The organism is Pseudomonas fluorescens (genome assembly GCF_019212185.1).
GTDB lineage: Bacteria > Pseudomonadota > Gammaproteobacteria > Pseudomonadales > Pseudomonadaceae > Aquipseudomonas.
Map to the genome: position 1 here is coordinate 3,533,384 of NZ_CP078138.1, position 18,170 is coordinate 3,551,553.

At 62.5% G+C, this 18,170-nt stretch carries 12 protein-coding genes; 6 read left to right on the top strand and 6 right to left on the bottom strand.

Going from position 1 to position 18,170, the window contains the following annotated elements; translation table 11 throughout:
- Window positions 1-77: 77 nt before the first annotated feature.
- Window positions 78-773, top strand: a complete 696-nt coding sequence (locus KW062_RS15860) for a pirin family protein (protein WP_027618945.1) — start codon at window positions 78-80, stop codon at window positions 771-773.
- Window positions 774-884: 111 nt separating this feature from the next.
- Here KW062_RS15860 and KW062_RS15865 read toward each other — a convergent pair whose 3' ends face one another.
- The 6 genes from KW062_RS15865 to tpx form a co-directional block, all read right to left on the bottom strand.
- Window positions 885-2,966, bottom strand: coding sequence for a putative bifunctional diguanylate cyclase/phosphodiesterase (locus KW062_RS15865; protein ID WP_105754254.1), 2,082 nt, complete (start codon window positions 2,964-2,966; stop codon window positions 885-887).
- 260 nt (window positions 2,967-3,226) lie between these two features.
- Window positions 3,227-4,699, bottom strand: a complete 1,473-nt coding sequence (locus KW062_RS15870; RefSeq protein ID WP_105754255.1) for an efflux transporter outer membrane subunit — start codon at window positions 4,697-4,699, stop codon at window positions 3,227-3,229.
- A complete protein-coding gene (locus KW062_RS15875) occupies window positions 4,696-7,803 on the bottom strand; it encodes an efflux RND transporter permease subunit (protein WP_027618948.1) in 3,108 nt (1,035 codons plus the stop codon). The genes KW062_RS15870 and KW062_RS15875 overlap by 4 nt, the downstream gene beginning before the upstream one ends.
- A complete protein-coding gene (locus KW062_RS15880) occupies window positions 7,800-10,904 on the bottom strand; it encodes an MdtB/MuxB family multidrug efflux RND transporter permease subunit (RefSeq protein WP_027618949.1) in 3,105 nt (1,034 codons plus the stop codon). The genes KW062_RS15875 and KW062_RS15880 overlap by 4 nt, the downstream gene beginning before the upstream one ends.
- Complete coding sequence (locus tag KW062_RS15885) at window positions 10,901-12,217, bottom strand: MdtA/MuxA family multidrug efflux RND transporter periplasmic adaptor subunit (protein ID WP_105754256.1); 1,317 nt, start codon at window positions 12,215-12,217, stop codon at window positions 10,901-10,903. Before KW062_RS15885 ends, KW062_RS15880 begins: the two co-directional genes overlap by 4 nt.
- Before the next feature lie 177 nt (window positions 12,218-12,394).
- Complete coding sequence (gene tpx, locus KW062_RS15890; protein ID WP_027618951.1) at window positions 12,395-12,895, bottom strand: thiol peroxidase; 501 nt, start codon at window positions 12,893-12,895, stop codon at window positions 12,395-12,397.
- A gap of 276 nt (window positions 12,896-13,171) precedes the next feature.
- Here tpx and KW062_RS15895 point away from each other — a divergent pair, with 276 nt between their 5' ends.
- From KW062_RS15895 to KW062_RS15915, 5 genes are read left to right on the top strand one after another with little or no spacing between them, the layout of a single operon-like run.
- Window positions 13,172-14,575 (top strand): DUF1254 domain-containing protein, encoded by a 1,404-nt coding sequence (locus KW062_RS15895; protein WP_105754257.1) that lies wholly within the window; start codon window positions 13,172-13,174, stop codon window positions 14,573-14,575.
- 26 nt (window positions 14,576-14,601) lie between these two features.
- On the top strand, window positions 14,602-15,582 hold the full coding sequence (locus KW062_RS15900) for an AAA family ATPase (RefSeq protein ID WP_105754258.1): 981 nt from the start codon (window positions 14,602-14,604) through the stop codon (window positions 15,580-15,582).
- 10 nt (window positions 15,583-15,592) lie between these two features.
- The gene (locus tag KW062_RS15905; RefSeq protein ID WP_105754259.1) at window positions 15,593-16,537 is read left to right on the top strand and encodes a DUF58 domain-containing protein; all 945 of its coding nucleotides are present in this window, start codon (window positions 15,593-15,595) and stop codon (window positions 16,535-16,537) included.
- Window positions 16,534-17,190, top strand: a complete 657-nt coding sequence (locus KW062_RS15910; RefSeq protein ID WP_105754260.1) for a DUF4381 domain-containing protein — start codon at window positions 16,534-16,536, stop codon at window positions 17,188-17,190. Before KW062_RS15905 ends, KW062_RS15910 begins: the two co-directional genes overlap by 4 nt.
- The gene (locus KW062_RS15915) at window positions 17,177-18,169 is read left to right on the top strand and encodes a vWA domain-containing protein (protein WP_105754261.1); all 993 of its coding nucleotides are present in this window, start codon (window positions 17,177-17,179) and stop codon (window positions 18,167-18,169) included. The genes KW062_RS15910 and KW062_RS15915 overlap by 14 nt, the downstream gene beginning before the upstream one ends.
- The last annotated feature ends 1 nt before the right edge of the window (window position 18,170 follow it).

Consider the following 18,170-nt stretch of genomic DNA (forward strand, 5'->3'; position numbering starts at 1 on the left):
TCGATCATTTGTTGATAGATGATGCTCGCCATCAACCACGGTTCTCGATTAGTGACGAACCTTTTCAGGAGACGATCATGCTTGAACTCAGGCCCTTTGCTTCCCTGGGCGGCGCCAACCACGGCTGGCTGGATGCCCACCACCACTTTTCGTTCGCCGAGTACTACGACCCAAAACGCATGAACTGGGGCAACCTGCGGGTGTGGAACGACGACGTGATCGCCCCCGGCACCGGTTTTCCAACCCACCCGCACCGCGACATGGAAATCATTACCTATGTTCGCGAAGGGGCCATCAGCCATGCCGACAACCTCGGCAACAAGGGTCGTACCGAGGCTGGCGACGTACAGGTGATGAGTGCCGGCACCGGGATCGCCCACAGCGAGTACAACCTGGAATCGACAGCGACGCGAATTTTCCAGATCTGGATTGTGCCGAACGAGTCTGGCCTGGCGCCTTCCTGGGGTGCGAAACCCTTTCCAAAAGGCCAGCGCGAGGGTTTTGTGACCCTGGCCAGCGGTAAGGCCGGCGATGACCAGAGCCTGCGGATCCGCGCCGACGCCCGTTTGGTGGCGGCCAATCTGAAGGCAGGGGAAACCGCCGAGTATTCACTGGATGCCGGACGGCGCGCCTACCTGGTGCCTGCCACCGGGGTGATCGAGGTCAACGGCCTGCGGGCGGAGGCTCGGGATGGGGTGGCGGTGGCTGAAGAGCGGCTGCTGCGGGTGACGGCGATTGAGGACAGTGAGATTGTCCTGGTGGATTTGGCATAAATCACAGTAGGAGCGAGCCTGCTCGCGATGGCGGCCGAATATTCAGCAGTGAATCTTCTGACCCCATCGCGAGCAGGCTCGCTGCTACAAAATTCGCTGTCCCACAGTGTTCTATCCAACCAGCGTCGGCTGCACCCGATTGATATTGGCCATAAAGCCCTCTGCCGGCAACGGATGCCCCAACAGATAACCCTGCAGCGAATCGCAGCCCAGTTTCGTCAGAAAATCCTGCTGCACCCCGGTTTCCACACCTTCGGCCACAATCCGCAAGCCCAATGCCTGACCGAGGGCGACGATGGCAGAGACGATCGCCGCGTCATCGCTGTCGCGTTCCAGGTCACGAACGAAACCACGATCAATCTTCAGTTCGTTGGCTGGCAAGCGCTTGAGGTACATCAGGCTGGAATAGCCGGTACCGAAGTCATCAATCGACAAGTCCACGCCCATATCCGACAACTCCTGCAACACCGCCATACTGGCATCGGCATCGCTCATGGCAGTGGTTTCGGTGATTTCCAGGGTCAGGCTGTTGGCCGGCAGACCATGGGTGGCCAGGGCCATGGCCACGCTCTGCACCAGTCCCGCATGGCAGAACTGCAAGGCCGACAGGTTCACCGCAATTCGCCAGTGGCTGAAACCCTGCTGGTGCCAGATGCGCATCTGCCGACAGGCTTCGTTGAGTACCCATTCGCCCATCGGGATGATCAACCCGGTTTTTTCCGCCAGTTCAATGAACTTGTCCGGCATCAGCAGCCCCTGAATCGGGTGTTCCCAGCGTAGCAAGGCCTCGGCTCCGACCGGCTGGCCGTTGCTGGCATCGAACTTGGGCTGGTAATGCAGGCGGAACTGCTGCTGCTCGACCGCGCTGCGCAGGTCCTGCAGCAACTGCAGGTGACGCCGCGCATCCGTGTTCATCGACGCATCGAAGAAACGATAGCCGTTCTTGCCAGTGCCCTTGGCGTGGTACATCGCCGCGTCGGCGTTCATCAGCAGTTCTTGCGGAGTCAGGCCGTTGCCCGGGAAAACCGCAATGCCGATGCTCGCGGAAATCTGCAGGTCATGTTCGCCGACTCGGAATGCCTGGGAGATCAAGCCGACCTGGCGCGCCGCCAGGCGCAAGGCATCGGTGGGCTCATTGAGCTGCACCAGCAACACGAACTCGTCACCGCCGATCCGCGCCAGGGTGTCGTGGCTGCGCAGGTCCTCGCGCAGGCGCAGGCTGACTTCGCGCAGCAACTGGTCGCCCATGTGGTGGCCAAAGGCATCGTTGACCGGCTTGAAACCATCCAGATCGATGAACATCAGCGCGAAGCAACCGCCCTGCTCCTGGGTCAGGTGCATCGCCTGGTCGATGCGGTCAGCCAGCAAGATGCGGTTCGGCAGCCCGGTGAGGGTGTCGTGCAGGGCCAATTGGGTCAGTTCGCGGTTGGCCAGGGTCAGGGAATTGGCCAGCTCGGCGGTACGCGCTTCGAGGCGCGCGTCGAGAATCGAGGTCAGCAAGGCAATGCTCAACACCGCCAGGGTGGTGACCAGTACCAAGTTGTCCAGGCCCTTGCCGCTCAAGCCATTGAGCGCCGCGCCACAGAAGCTGCCATCGGCAAAGCGCGCCGCGGCCATCCCGGTGTAGTGCATGCCGACGATCGCGATGCCCATGATCACCGCCGCGCCGCCTCGGGCGAAACGTACGTAGGGGGTGTTTTGCCGCAGGCGGAAGGCGATCCACAGCGCCGCAGCCGAGGCGCCGACGGCGATCAGCAGCGAGGCGCCGAACAGGCTCGGGTCGTAGTCGATCCCCGGGGTCATGCGCATCGCGGCCATGCCGGTGTAGTGCATGGCGCTGATGCCCGCGCCCATGACCAAGGCGCCAAAGCCCAATTGCCACGCCGGCAACTCGGGCTGGCTGACCAGCCACAGGGCAAAGCCGCAGGAACCGATAGCGATCAGCAGCGACAAGGCGGTGATGCCGAAGTCGTAGCCCAGGTCGATGGGCAGGCTGAAGGCCAGCATGCCGATAAAGTGCATGGACCAGACGCCAACGCCCATGGCCAAGGCGCCGCCGGCCGTCCATACATGCACCGCCCGCCCCTTGGCAGTGGCGATGCGCCCGGTCAGGTCCAGAGCTGTGTAGGAGGCGAGGATGGCCACGCAGAGCGAAATCAAAACCAGGGCGGGTGAATAGTTACCGATGAGCATCAAACTTCTCGACTATGCCTTGCCGTACTGCGTCCGTGCGGGTGGGCGAAAGCCGTCGATTGTACTGATTCCAATGGCGAACGCACCTGCTAACTGAGCAAAAGGCCATTAGTGCGTGGGAAAGATGTAACAGGGCGGTGGACTGGCACCCACCGCAAACCCTGTAGGAGCCAGCTTGCTGGCGAAGGCGCAGGGACAGCCGACATCATCGCTAGCAGCGGAGCGCCGCCCGGGCAGCGCCTACAGAGGCGAGGTCGGTCCTACAGGTCCGCAGGTTCCAGCTTGCCATCCCAGCCACCACCCAAGGCCGCAATCAGATTGACGCTGGCAATCAGCCGGCTTTGTTGCAGGCTCAGCACGCTGCGTTCGTTGCTCAAGGCCGTGGCCTGGACCACCACCACGTCGAGGTAGGCAATCAGCCCGGCCTTGTACTGGTTCTGGATCAGCCGCAGGGATTCGCGGGCGGCGTCCAGGGCCTGTTGGCGAACGACGGCTTCGTCGCCCAGCACCCTGAGCTGCACCAGATAGTTCTCCACTTCACGGAAACCATCGAGCACAGTCTGACGATAGGTGGCGACGGTCTGGTCATACAACGCTTCGTTGCGGTCAACTTCCGCCGAACGCTGGCCGCCGTCGAACAGCGGCAGGTTGAGCTTGGGTCCCACCGACCAGAAGCGGTTGGGCAGACTGATCAAGTCGGTCGAGGTACTGCTGCTGTAGCCGCCGGACATGCTCAGGGTCAGGTCCGGGTAATACGCGGCCTTGGCGACGCCTATGTTGGCATTGGCGGCGATCACCGAACGCTCCGCCGAAGCGATGTCCGGACGGCGCTCCAGCAGTTGCGACGGCAGACTCACCGGCACTTCAGGGAATACCGGAATGTCCTGGGTTTCCGCCAGGCTGAATGCAGCCGGGGCCTGCCCCATGAGCACGGCAATCGCGTTTTCGAACTGCGCACGCTGCCAGATCAGGTCGATCAGGTCGGCCTGGGTGCTTTTCAGCTGGGTCTGCGCCTGGGCCACCGCATCCTTGCCCGAGACACCGGCGCGGTACTGGTTCTCGGTCATTTTCAGCGAGCGCTGGTAGTTCTCCACGGTGGCTTGCAGCAGGCGCTTCTGCTGGTCGATCACCCGCAGTTGCAGGTAGTTCTGCACCAACTCCGATTGCTGGCTCAGGCGCATCGCCGCGAGGTCGGCAAAACTTGCTTCGGCACTGGCTTCGTTAGCTTCCAGGCCACGGCGCAACTTGCCCCAGATGTCCGCCTCCCAGCTCACCCCGAGCTGTGCGTTATAGGTGTCGCGAATACCGCTGCTGGAACTGCTCAGGCTCGAACTGCTGCTGCCGGTGCCTTGGCTGGATCGGGTCTTGCCGACGCTCAGGTCCACCGATGGATAGAACGCCCCGCGCGCGCTGGCCACCAGCGCCTGGGCCTGACGGTACTGGGCCTCGGCCTGGGCGACAGACTGGTTGGAGCTGTTCAGTCGCTCCACCAGGGCATTCAGCTGACGATCACCATACAACTCCCACCAGGCACCGCGGGCCAGGGAGTCGCTGGGGTTGGCCTGGCGCCAGCCTTCAGCCTGCTTGTACTGCGCCGGTTCTGCCACCGTTGGCCGCTGGTAATCCGGGCCGACCGCGCAGGCGCTGAGCAGCAACGCGCTGAGGGACAGGCTCAGCAGCCGCGAACCACGGGCCGCGAGCACTCGCTGGTTGAAGGGATAACGGTCAGTCATAGCGCAGTTTCCAGAGCAGCATCGGTACGAACCCCACGCCAGCGGTTGACCCGATGGCGCAGACGGTCGAGATAGAGGTAAACCACCGGGGTGGTGTAAAGCGTCAGCACCTGGCTGAAGATCAGCCCGCCGATAATGGTCAGTCCCAGTGGCTGGCGCATTTCCGCGCCTTCAGCACTGCCGAGCAGCAACGGCAAGGCACCGAGAATCGCCGCCAGGGTGGTCATAAGGATCGGCCGCAGACGCAACAGGCAGGCGCTGCGGATCGACTCCAGCGGCGCCATGCCCTGGTGCCGTTCCAGCTCCAGTGCCAGGTCGATCATCAAGATGGCGTTTTTCTTCACCACGCCGATCAGCAGGAACAGACCGAGCAGGGAAATCAGGCTGAATTCACCGCCCAGGGCGTAGATCGACAGCAAGGCGCCGACCCCGGCCGAGGGCAAGGTCGAGAGGATGGTCAGCGGGTGCACGTAGCTTTCATACAACACCCCGAGCACCAGGTACACCGCGAGCAAGGCGCCGAGAATCATGAACGGTTGGCTCTTTTGAGTCGCGGCAAACGCATCGGCAGTGCCGGCCATCTTGGCGATCACTTCCTCGGGCAGGCCGAGCTTGGCAATCGCCCGCTCGATGGCCGCACCGCCCTGCTCCACCGTCACCCCTTCGGCCATGTCGAAGGAAATACTCTCCGAAGCGAACTGCCCTTCGTGGCTGACCCGGTCGTTTTCCAGGCTGTTTTCGTAATGGGCGATGGTCGACAGCGGCACCCGCGCGCCATCGGCGGTGATGACCTGCACCTGATTGAGGGTGATCGGGTCGCGGGCGTATTTCGGATTGACCTCCATCACCACCTGATACTGGTTGAGGCTGTCGTAGATGGTGGAAATCTGCCGTTGGCTGTAGGCGTTGTTCAGCACCGACGTGACCATCGCCATGTCGATCCCCAGGCGCTTGGCCTGGTCGCGGTCGACCACCAGCGTCACTTGCGCCGCGCCGCTACCTTCGCGGGCATCGATGGCAGTCAGCTCCGGCAGTGCCTTGAGTGCGGTGACCACCTTCGGGTACCACTCGCGCAGCGCCGATAGATCGCCACTTTGCAGAATGTAGCTGTACTGCGACGACTGCTGCTCGCGACCGCCGCCAAACTGCAGGTCCTGGTCAGCCATCAGCATCAGTTGCGCGCCGGGCACCTTGGGCATTTCCTTGCGCAGGCGCTCGATCACTTTCTGCGCAGAAATGTTGCGCTCCTTGATCGGTTTGAGGCGTACCAGCATGAAGGCGTTGTTGGTGCCGTTACTGCCGCCGATAAAGCCGGCGACGCTTTCCACGGCCGCATCCTTCAGCACCGCTCGGCGGAAGGTTTCCATTTTCGGTTGCATCACACTGAACGAAAGGCCGTCGTCACCGCGCACGAAGCCGATCAACTGGCCGGTGTCCTGCTGCGGCAGGAAGGTCTTGGGCACCACCACGTACAGCGCGACGTTGACGCCAATGGTGATGAACAGGCTGAACAGGGTCAGGCGCGGATGGCGCAGCACCCAGTCGAGGCTGCTGGCGTAATGCTTGACCATCCAGTCGTTGGCCTTGCGGCTGCCGCGTTGCAGGCGGTTTTCCTGGCCCGGGACATGGGGTTTCAGCCAGCGTGCGCAGAGCATCGGGGTCAGGGTCAGCGAGACCACCAGCGACACCACGATCGACGCCGCGAGGGTGATGGAGAACTCGCGGAACAGGCTCTCGATGATCCCGCCCATGAACAGGATCGACAGGAACACCGCAACCAGCGAGACGTTCATCGACAGCAACGTAAAGCCGACCTCCTTGGCCCCCAGGTACGCCGCCTTCATCGGCGCGATGCCTTCGTCGATATGCCGGGAGATGTTCTCCAGCACCACGATGGCATCGTCCACCACCAAACCGGTGGCGAGAATCAGCGCCATCAGCGACAGGTTATTCAGCGAGAACCCGTAGAGGTACATCACCGCGAAAGTACCGACCAGCGACACCGGCACCGCCAGAGTCGGAATCAGCGAAGCACGGAAGTTGCCGAGGAACAGGAACACCACCAGGATCACCAGGGCCACGGCAATCAGCAGGGTCATTTCCGCTTCGTGCAAGGTGGCCTTGATCACCGGCGAGCGGTCCATGGCCAGGTTGAGCTTGACGCTGGCCGGCAGCACCGCCTGCAACGCCGGTAACTGCGCCTTGATCTCGTTGACCGTCTCAATGATGTTGGCGCCGGCCTGGCGGTTGATCACCAGCAGCACCGCCGAGTCGTCGTTGAAGAAGCCGCTGTTGTAGCGATCCTCGACGCCGTCGCTGACCTTGGCCACGTCACTCAGGCGCAACGCCGAGCCGTTCTGGTAGCGAATGATCAGCGGTTCGTAGTCCTTGGCCTTTTCCAACTGATCGTTGGCCTGCACCTGCCACATCCGCTGATCGTCCTCGATCGAGCCCTTGGGCCGGCGCACGTTGGCGTTGGCAATGGTGGTGCGCACTTCATCGAGGGCCACGCCGTACTGGTTGAGCAGTTGCGGTTCAAGCTCGATGCGCACCGCCGGCAGGGAGCTGCCGCCGATCTGCACTTCACCCACGCCCGGCACCTGAGACAGGCTTTGGGACAGGATGGTCGAGGCCAGGTCATAGAGCTGACCCTTTTCCAACACATCGGAGGTCAGCGACAGCACCATGATCGGCGCCTGGGACGGGTTGACCTTCTTGTAAGTGGGCATGCTGCGCATGCCGCTGGGCAGCAGATTGCGCGAGGCGTTGATCGCCGCCTGCACTTCCCGCGCCGCACCGTTGATGTCGCGATCGAGGTCGAACTGCAGGATCACCCGGGTCGATCCCTGGCTGGAACGGCTGCTCATGGTGTTGACCCCGGCGATCGCACCGAAGGACCGCTCCAGAGGCGTCGCCACGGTGGACGCCATGACCTCGGGGCTGGCGCCGGGCAAGCTGGCCTGGACCACGATCACCGGAAAATCCATCTGCGGCAGCGGCGACACTGGCAGCAAGCCAAAGCTCACCCCGCCCAGCAACATGATCGCCAGGCTCAGCAGCATGGTGGCTACCGGGCGCTTGATAAAGGGTCCGGAGAGGTTCATGGCTGTTCTACCGACTCCAGCGTCCGCGGCGCAGGCCGCCAGCGCCGTCCCAACCGATCAAAGTACAGATAGATCACCGGTGTAGTGAACAAGGTCAGCACCTGGCTGACCAGCAGCCCGCCGACCATTACCAGGCCCAGCGGCTGGCGCAGCTCGGCGCCGGAGCCGCTGGCGAGCATCAATGGCACCGCACCGAACAGCGCCGCCAGGGTGGTCATCAGGATCGGCCGGAAGCGCAGCAAGGCCGCCTGGTAGATCGCCGTCGCCGGGTCCATGCCCTGGTTGCGCTCGGCTTCAAGGGCGAAGTCGATCATCATGATCGCGTTCTTCTTAACGATGCCGATCAGCAGGATGATGCCGATGATCGCAATCATCCCCAGGTCATTGCCGCTGAGCAGCAACGCCAGCAAGGCGCCGACCGCTGCCGAGGGCAAGGTTGAGAGAATGGTGATTGGGTGGATGTAACTCTCGTAGAGCACCCCGAGCACGATGTACATGGTCACCACTGCCGCCAGGATCAGCAGCAAGGTGCTCGACAGCGACGCCTGGAACGCCTGGGCCGCGCCCTGGAACTGGGTTTGCACGCCCACCGGCATGCCGATGTCTTTCTGCACCTGTTCGATCAGTTCCACCGCGTGCCCCAGGGCAACGCCGGGGGCCAGGTTGAACGACATCATCACCGCCGGGAACTGGCCGATATGGGCAATCGACAGCTGTGCCTGACGCTCTTCGATGCGCGCCAGACTCGACAGCCGCACCTGGCCGCCATCGGTGGTCTTGACGTAGATCTGCTGCAGCGCCTGCGGACCGATCTTCTCACCGTCCTTGGCCTGCAGCACCACCCGATACTGGCTGGCCTGGGTGTAGATGGTGGAGATTTGCCGCTGGCCGAAGGCGTCGTACAGGGCGTCGGTGATATTGGCCACCGACACGCCGATGCGCGAGGCAGCGTCACGGTCGATCACCAGGTACACTTGCAGGCCCTTGTCCTGCAGGTCGCTGGCGACGTCGGTGAGTTGCGGTTGCTGCTGCAGGGCCTCGACCAGGCGACCGCTCCACTCGCTGAGCAAGGCGGCATCCGGCGAGGACATGCTGAACTGGTACTGGGTGCGACTGACCCGGTCTTCGATGGTCAAGTCCTGCACCGGCTGCATGAACAGGCGGATGCCCACCAGTTTGTCCAGTTGCGGCTGCAGGCGTGCGATCACCTCGGCGGCGCTCAGGTCGCGCTCTTTGTGGGGCTTGAGGTTGATCAGCAAGCGGCCGCTGTTGAGCGTGGCGTTGTCGCCGTCGACGCCGATGTAGGACGACAGGCTTTGCACCGCCGGGTCCTGCAGGATGATGCTCGCCAATTCCTGCTGGCGCTGGCTCATGGCGGCGAAGGACACCGATTGCGGTGCCTCGGAAATACCCTGGATGACCCCGGTGTCCTGCACCGGGAAGAAACCCTTGGGCACGATCATGTAGAGGAACACGGTGAGGCCGAGGGTGGCGATGGCCACCATCAGGGTCAGCGGCTGGTGCTTGAGCACCCACTGCAACTGACGCCCGTAGGCCGCGATCAACCAGTCGATCCAGGCGCCGCTGGCCCGATAGAAACGCCCCTGCTCTTGCGCCTTTGGCTCGCGCTTGAGCAAGCGCGCGCACATCATCGGCGTCAGGGTCAGCGAGACCACCAGGGAAATCAGGATCGCCACCGCCAGGGTAATGGCGAATTCGCGGAACAGCCGCCCCACCACATCGGCCATGAACAGCAGAGGAATCAATACCGCGATCAACGACAGGGTCAGGGAAATCAGGGTGAAACCGATCTGCTTGGCACCCTTGAGTGCCGCCTGCAACGGACTGTCGCCCTCCTCGATGTAGCGCGAGATGTTCTCCAGCATGACGATGGCGTCGTCGACCACAAAGCCGGTGGCGATGGTCAGGGCCATCAGGGTCAGGTTGTTGACCGAGAAGCCGGCCAGGTACATCACGCCGAAGGTGCCGATCAGCGACAGCGGCACGGCAATCGACGGGATGATGGTGGCGCTGGCCCGGCGCAGGAACAGGAACGTCACCATCACCACCAGGGCAATGGCGATCAGCAGTTCGTGCTGCACATCGGTGACCGAGGCGCGGATGGTCTGGGTGCGGTCGGTGAGGACCGTGACGTCGAGGCCGGCTGGCAAGTTGTCGGTGATGCTCGGCAACAGTGCCTTGATCCGGTCGACCACTTCGATCACGTTGGCCCCGGGCTGGCGCTGGATGTTCAGCAGCACCGCCTGGTTTTCATTGGCCCAGGCCGCCAAGCGCTCGTTCTCGGCGCCGTCGACGATGGTCGCGACGTCCTTGAGCCGCAGCGGCGCGCCGTTGTTGTAGGCGAGGATCAGTTCGGCGTAGTCCTTGGGCGAGGTCAACTGGTCGTTGGCGTCGAGCATCGAGACCCGGGTCGGGCCGTCGAAGTTGCCCTTGGGCTGGTTGACGTTGGACGCGGCAATCAGGGTGCGCACGTCCGCCAGGTTCAAGCCGTTGGCTGCCAGGGCCTCGGGGTTGACCTTGATCCGCACTGCCTGGCGCTGGCCGCCAGCGATGCTGACCATGCCGACGCCGCTGATCTGGGCGATTTTCTGCGCCATGCGTGTGTCGACCAGGTCATTGAGCTTGGGCAGCAGCATGGTTTTCGAGGTGATCGCCAGGGTCAGGACTGGGGTGTCCGCCGGATTGACCTTGTTGTACACCGGCGGTGCCGGCAGGTCGCTGGGCAGCAGGTTGCTGGCGGCGTTGATCGCGGCCTGCACCTGCTGTTCGGCGACGTCCATATTGATGTCGAGGTTGAAACGCAGGGTCAGTACCGAAGCGCCGCCGGAACTGGTGGAGGCCATCTGGGTCAAGCCGGGCATCTGCCCGAACTGGCGCTCCAACGGCGCGGTGACCGCGCTGGTCATCACGTCCGGACTGGCACCGGGGTACAGGGTCATGACCCGGATGGTCGGGTAGTCCACCTGCGGCAGTGCCGAGACCGGCAACAAGCGATAGGCAATCAGGCCGGCCAGGACAATGGCCAGCATACTCAGGGTGGTCGCGACCGGTCGCAGGATGAACAGGCGGGAGATGTTCATGCGCCGCCCTTATGCGCCTTGCCGTTGGCCTTGGCCGCAGGGTCGGTATCGCCGGCCTGGCTGTGCAAGTTGTCGGCCGGGGTGGCCGGGACCTGGTTGCTGTCGTTGACCACTTCGACTTCACTGCCCTCCTTCAGGCGATCGGTGCCTTCCAGCACCACGCGGTCGCCGGGCTTGAGGCCTTCGGTGATCACCGTGTTGTCACCGTCGCTGGCGCCGATTTTCAGCGGGCGGATGGTGACTTTCTTGTCACCGTCCATGGCGTAGACGAAGGTGCCGTTGGTGCCGAACTGAATCGCCGCCGATGGCGCGAGGATCACCGATTTCAGGGTGTCGGCCAGCAAGCGCACGTTGACGAACTGGTTGGGGAACAGCGCCTGGTCGCGGTTGTCGTAGCGGGCCTTGAATTTCAGGGTCCCGGTGGTGGTGTCGATCTGGTTGTCGAGGCTTTGCAGGACACCGTTGGCTTGCAGCTTGGTATCGCCACGGTCCCAGGCTTCGACCGGTAATTTAGCGCCGCTGCGATAACGGGCGAGGACTACATCCAGGCTGTTTTCCGGCAGGGTGAAGGCCACGCTGATCGGCTGGGTCTGAGTGATGATCGCCAGGGCGGTGGTGTCGTTGGCTGCTACCAGGTTGCCGATGTCCAATTGGCGCAGGCCGACGCGGCCGGTGATCGGCGCGCGGATTTTGGTGAACTCAAGGTTGAGCTTGGCGTCGTTGACCGCCGCCTGATTGGTTTTCACCGTGCCCTGGTATTGCCCCACCAGCGCTGCGGCGGTGTCCAGGGTCTGCTTGGCGATGCTGTCTTCGGCGTAAAGGCCGCGATAACGCTCAAGGTCGACAAGGGCGTTTTTCAGTTGCGCCTGATTTTGCAGCAGGGTGCCTTCGGCCTGGAGCAAGGCGTTCTGATACGGACGCGGGTCGATCTCGGCCAGCAGGTCGCCGGCCTTGACCATCTGCCCTTCTTCAAAACTGATCTTCATCAGTTCACCGCCGACCCGGCTGCGCACATTGATGGTGTTCAACGCCGTTACGGTGCCGAGGGCCTTGTAGTACAGCGGGAAGTCCCCCACGACCGCCGGCGCCACACGCACCGGAACCGCGCCCGCCGCGCCACCGAAACCGGGGCGCATGCTCCCCGAACGGCCGACGTGACCGCTCGCCGCCTTTTGTGCGGGAGCGTCCTTGCTGGCGCTGCCGGCCGGCCAAAATTTCCAGCACAGGCCAGCAATGATCAACAGGACCAGCAGGCCGAACAGCCAGCGACGAGAGTGACGGGAAGCGGAAGATTGCATGGAGTGATTAACCATTGGGCGCGTGGGCATCTTTATACGGGAGGCTGAACGATAAGCACTGACGGTCAATTAGCAAAGCGCCTTTACCGGCAATTTACCTTCAGCCTGTTTTTCGCGAGTGATTGCTAAATGACTGAAGCACAAATGAAAACGGCCTGGACAGAGCCAGGCCGTTAATAATTGTAATGCCTGTTACTTGAGCACGGCCAACGCTGCTTCGTAGTTCGGCTCCTCAGCGATTTCCGCGACCAGCTCGCTGTGCAGCACTTTGTCGTTTTCGTCCAGTACGACGACCGCGCGAGCGGTCAGGCCCTTGAGTGGACCGTCGGCAATGGCCACGCCGTAGTTCTCGAGGAACTCGGTGCCACGCAGGGTCGACAGGTTCTGGACGTTTTCCAGGCCTTCGGCGCCGCAGAAACGCGCTTGGGCGAATGGCAGGTCGGCGGAAATGCACAGCACCACGGTGTTGGCGATGTCATTGGCCTGGGCGTTGAACTTGCGAACCGAAGTGGCGCAGGTCGGGGTATCGACGCTTGGGAAGATGTTCAGGACTTTGCGCTTGCCAGCGAAGTCTTTCAGGGTAACGTCGGACAGGTTGCCTGCGACCAGGGAAAAGGCTGGCGCCTGGGAACCGGCTTTAGGCAGTTCGCCGTTGACTTGAACCGGACCGCCTTTGAGAGTGACTTGAGCCATGATCAGTGTCCTTATTAGTAGTGGGTGTAATGAACCATCGAAGGATCTCGCAAGGAGGCGAAGTTAACCACGAATGGGCGGTCGAGCCTATCTCGACGTATCGATAGATTTTTCCGAATCCATTGAAATAATTAACCTTCTGACTGGCCGTAACCGTGCTGACTGCTAACTTGCTTAGTTGAACCTTACAGCGCAGAGGGGTATATCCCACAGCGCATTCGTCGATTTCTGACGATCAGTTCACGCCATACCCACGCTCACCCACAGGATTGTGCAATGACCCGATTGACCCCGACTCGCCTGCTACTGGGCGGCCTTTGCCTGTTATTGAGCGCCACCAGCTGGGCGGACTTTACCGCCAGCCCCGCAGAAGCCCGCAGCATCGCCAAGGAAGCCTACCTGTACGGTTATCCGGTCGTTGAGATGTACAAGACCCTGTATGCACAAACCGTGGACAAAGGCGGACCGAACTTCAAGGCGCCGTTCAACCATATCGGCAATACCGCCAGGGTGTTCACGCCCAAGGACACGGCGATCATCACGCCCAATTCCGACACGCCCTACTCCTTCGTCTGGATGGACTTGCGCGCCGAGCCGGTAGTGTTGACCCTGCCGCAGATTGCCGAGGAACGTTACTACTCGGTGCAGTTGATCGACCTCTACACGCAGAATTTCGCCTATCTGGGCACCCGCAGCACCGGTAATAAAGGTGGGCGGTTCATGATTGTCGGTCCGGACTGGAAAGGTCAGCAGCCGGTCAATATCGATCGCCTGGTGCGCAGCGAAAGTAACATCGCCTACGCGCTGTATCGCACCCAACTGTTCGACGACAAGGACCTGGAGAAGGTCAAACGCATCCAGAACGGCTACAAGGTCCAGCCCCTCAGCCAGTACCTCAAGCAACCGGCAGCGCCGGCGGCGGCGAAGATCAACTGGCCCAAGCCCAGCGCCCATATGAGCGACAGCCCGGAGCTGTTCAAGTACCTGAACTTCATGCTGGCCTTCGCCCCGGCCGTTGATTCGGAGCGGGAGGCCCTCGCGCGCTTCGGCAAAATCGGGGTCGTCGCCGGCCAGCCGTTCGAACTCAAGACCCTGAGCAACGAACAGCGCCAGGCCCTGGAAGACGGGATCAGCGATGCCCAGGCCGAGTTTGCGGCGTTCAAGAAGGAAAAAATCGATACCCACCAGCTCAGCAGCGGTGACTTCTTCGGCACCCGTGAGCACCTGCAGAACAATTACCTGTACCGCTACGCCGGCGCCAACATCGGGATTTTCGGCAACTCTGCCGATGAAGCTGCGTACATGGGCTATTTCGTCGACAGCACCGGCAAGCCACTGAATGGCGCCAAGCGCAGCTACAGCCTGCACTTCGCCAAGGACCAGTTGCCACCGGCGGAGGCGTTCTGGTCGCTGACGATGTACGACGGCAAGACCAAACTGTTGGTGCCCAATCACCAGGATCGCTACCTGATTAATTCCCGAATGTTGCCTAAGCTCAAACGCGACGCCGATGGCGGACTGACCCTGTACCTGCAGCACTCGGTGCCAATCAAGGACCAGCGCAGCAACTGGCTGCCAGCGCCCCACGGCCCGTTCTATGCGGTATTGCGCCTGTATCTGCCCAAACCCGAGGTCGCCAATGGCCAGTGGAAACTGCCGGCGCTGACCCCAATCAACTGATCGTCCCACTGCAAAGGATCGCCCCCATGACCGCACTGACTGATATCAATGCCCTGCAAGCGAACATCGCCGAGGCGGTACTCGGTCAGGATCAAGTGATCCGGCAGATCATGCTTGGCCTGCTGGCCAACGGTCATTTGCTCCTCGAAAGCTTGCCAGGGCTGGCCAAGACCCGCACGGTCAAAGCCCTGGCCAAGCACCTCGATGCAAAAATGCGCCGGATCCAGTTCACCCCCGATTTGCTGCCCTCGGACATCACCGGCGCCGAGGTACTGCACCAGGTCGACGGACAGAATCAGATCCTGTTCCAGCCGGGACCGTTGTTCGGCAACCTGATCCTCGCCGACGAAATCAATCGCGCGCCGGCCAAGGTCCAGGCGGCGCTGCTCGAGGCCATGGAAGAGCGGCAAATTACTGTGGCTGGCAACAGCCATGCACTGCCGCAGTTGTTCATTGTGGTGGCCACGCAAAACCCGATCGAACAGGAAGGCACCTACCCCCTGCCGGAGGCGCAGATGGACCGCTTCCTGATGAAAGTGCTGCTGGATTACCCCAGCGCTGAAAACGAAAGCCAGGTGTTGCGCCTGTTACGCGACGAAGAACAGGCCCAGGCCGGCACAGCCGCGACCGCCCCCGGCTTTCAGCTACCTCAGGAAGTGATCTTCAATGCACGCCGTGAAGTCAGTGCGGTCAGTGTCGCGCCGGCCATTGACCGTTACCTGATCGATCTGATCAACGCCACCCGCCACCCTGCCGACTACGATGCCGACCTGGCGCGCTGGATCACCATCGGCGCCAGCCCCCGTGGCGGGATTGGCCTGGACCGCTGCGCGCGCGCCGACGCCTGGCTGCAGGGCCAGGATTTCGTCACCCCCGATAACGTGCGCAGCGTGGTTCACCCGGTGCTGCGTCATCGCCTGCAATTGAGTTATGACGCGGTGGCCGACGGGGTCAACGCAGACCAGGTGCTTGACCGCCTGCTCGACACTGTCGCGATTCCCGCCTGAGGCCATGCCGATGAACACTCAGGAACTGGATGGCCTGGTGTACGTATCGCTGAAGCAACTGATGTCCCTCGAGTTCAAGGCCCGTGACCTGAGCTTCACCGCGCGCCAGCCCCAGGGCAGCATCCTTGCCGGCAATCATGCATCGCGCCTGCGCGGGCGCGGCTTGAACTTCGATGAGCTGCGCCGCTATCAACCCGGCGATGACCTGCGCCATCTCGACTGGCGGGCCTCGCTGCGCACCGGCAAGCCGGTGGTACGCACCTTCACCGAGGAGCGCGACCGCCCGGCGTTAATCCTGGTGGACCAGCGCATGTCGATGTTCTTTGGCTCGCAGCGCAGCTTCAAGTCGGCGCTGGCCGCTGAGCTGGGCGCACTGGCGGCGTGGATGGTGTTCAACGCCGGCGACCGGGTCGGCGGCCTGGTGTTTGACGATCGGAATATCGACAGCGTCGCCCCGCTGCGCAGCCGCAAACGCCTGGAAGCGTTGTGCACGCGAATTGCACGGCAGAATCAGGCACTCAGTGCGCGCAACCCGGATCACGAAGGCGAGGATCAACTGGACAAGGTCCTGCAACGGACCCTGGCCGTGGCCAGGCACGACCATCTGATTTGCATAATCAGCGATTTCGCCGGCGCCGGTCCGCGTACGCTGCAACTGATGCGCCAGCTCAGTGCGCACAACGATGTGATCGCCATGCAGGTTTACGATCCGCTGGCCCTCAAGCTGCCGAACAACGGCCATGTGCTGGTGACCCAAGGACAATTGCAGGTCGAATTGGCGGTGGGCCAGCGCCAGGTGCACCAACCGCTGGGGGATTTTCTCAGTGGCCGCTTGAAAGACGTCGCCACGTTGCTGCGGCGCAGCCGGGTGCCGGTGATGATGTTCAGTACCGCGCTTGCGGCCCATGAGCAATTGCGTGCGGAGCTAGGCAAGCTCGTCGGGGGGCGGCGATGAGCAGCCATGTGCCGAGTATCGATCAGCTCAAGGAAATGGCCCTGCCGACGCCCGTCAGTTACATGCCGCAGACCTGGGGCTGGTGGTGTCTGCTGGGGCTGCTGCTGGTGGGATTGCTGGTGTGGGCGGCGCGGCGTTATTGGCAGTGGCGGCGGGATGCCTATCGGCGTGAAGCCCTGGAACGGCTGGCGCTGTTGCAACGGCGCAGCAGTGATTTGAATGCGTTGCGTGAGTTGCCGGAGTTGCTCAAGCGTGCGGCGCTATCGATGCCAGTACCACACTCCCCAACTGTGGGAGCGAGCCTGCTTGCGAAAGCAATCTTCCATTCAACATCGCGAGTGCCTGACATGCCGCCATCGCGAGCAGGCTCGCTCCTACAGGGTGGTGTTTCAGATTCAACATCGGCGGGGGCTGACACACCGCCATCGCGAGCAGGCTCGCTCCTACAGGGGCCGGGTGCGCTGGCGAATGATGATTGGCAGGCATTTTTACAGTTCCACAGCCCCACCCCACTGCCGGAGGATTTCAGCCGGCAATTGGCAACGCTGGCCTACGCCCCGCAAGCGACGCTATTGGCGATACCGGACGAGCAGCGCCAGGCGCTGTTCGCAACCTGCAAGCAATGGCTGGAGCAGCATCATGTGGCAGTTTGACTACCCCTGGCTGTTGCTCCTGCTGCCGCTGGTGTGGCTGGGCTATCACTACTTGGCGGATTACCGCGAAGCGCGCAGTGCGCTGCGGGTGCCGTTTTTTGCCGCGATGAGTCGAGCAATAGGACAAACGCCGAGCCAGTCCGGGGGGCGTGGCAATCGCTTGCAGTTGTTGCTCAATCTGCTGGTCTGGGCCTTGCTGGTCGTGGCCGTGGCGCGGCCGGTGCTGGTGGAAAAACCCATCGAACGCCAGCAGCCCGTGCGCGACCTGATGCTCGCCATCGACATCTCGCAATCCATGGAAACCCCCGACTACACCGACAGCAACGGGCAGAAGATCAATCGCCTGGCTGCGGTCAAGGCGGTGGTCCAGGGCTTTATCGAGCGGCGCAAGGACGATCGCCTGGGCCTGATCGTGTTCGGCAGCGGCGCCTACCCACAAGCGCCCTTGACCCTCGACCACACCAGCCTGTCGCTGTTGCTGGACGACACCGGGATCGGCATGGCCGGACCCAATACCGCGATTGGCGACGCCATCGGCCTGGCGTTGAAAATGCTCGACCAGGCCCATGAGCAGGAAAAAGTGCTGATCCTGCTCACCGACGGCAACGACACCAGCAGTGCCATCACCCCCGAGCACGCCGCGAGCATGGCCGCCGCCAAGGGCGTAGTGATTCACACCATCGGCATCGGTGACCCGGGCGCCAGCGGTGAGTCCAAGGTCAATCTGCAAGGGCTCGAGCAAATCGCCACGGCCACCGGCGGACGCTTCTTCCGCGCCGAAGACCGCCAGGCCCTGGACCAGGTCTATGCCACCCTCGACCAGATCACCCCGCACCGGGTCCAGACGTTCAGTCACCAACCCAAGCGCGAGCTGTTCTGGCTGCCGTTGGGCGCGGCCATCGGCCTGCTCGCGTTGTATCACCTGATCGCCCTGCTGTGGCCACGGCTGCACGCGGGTCGCCAACCCGAGGAGGCTTGAG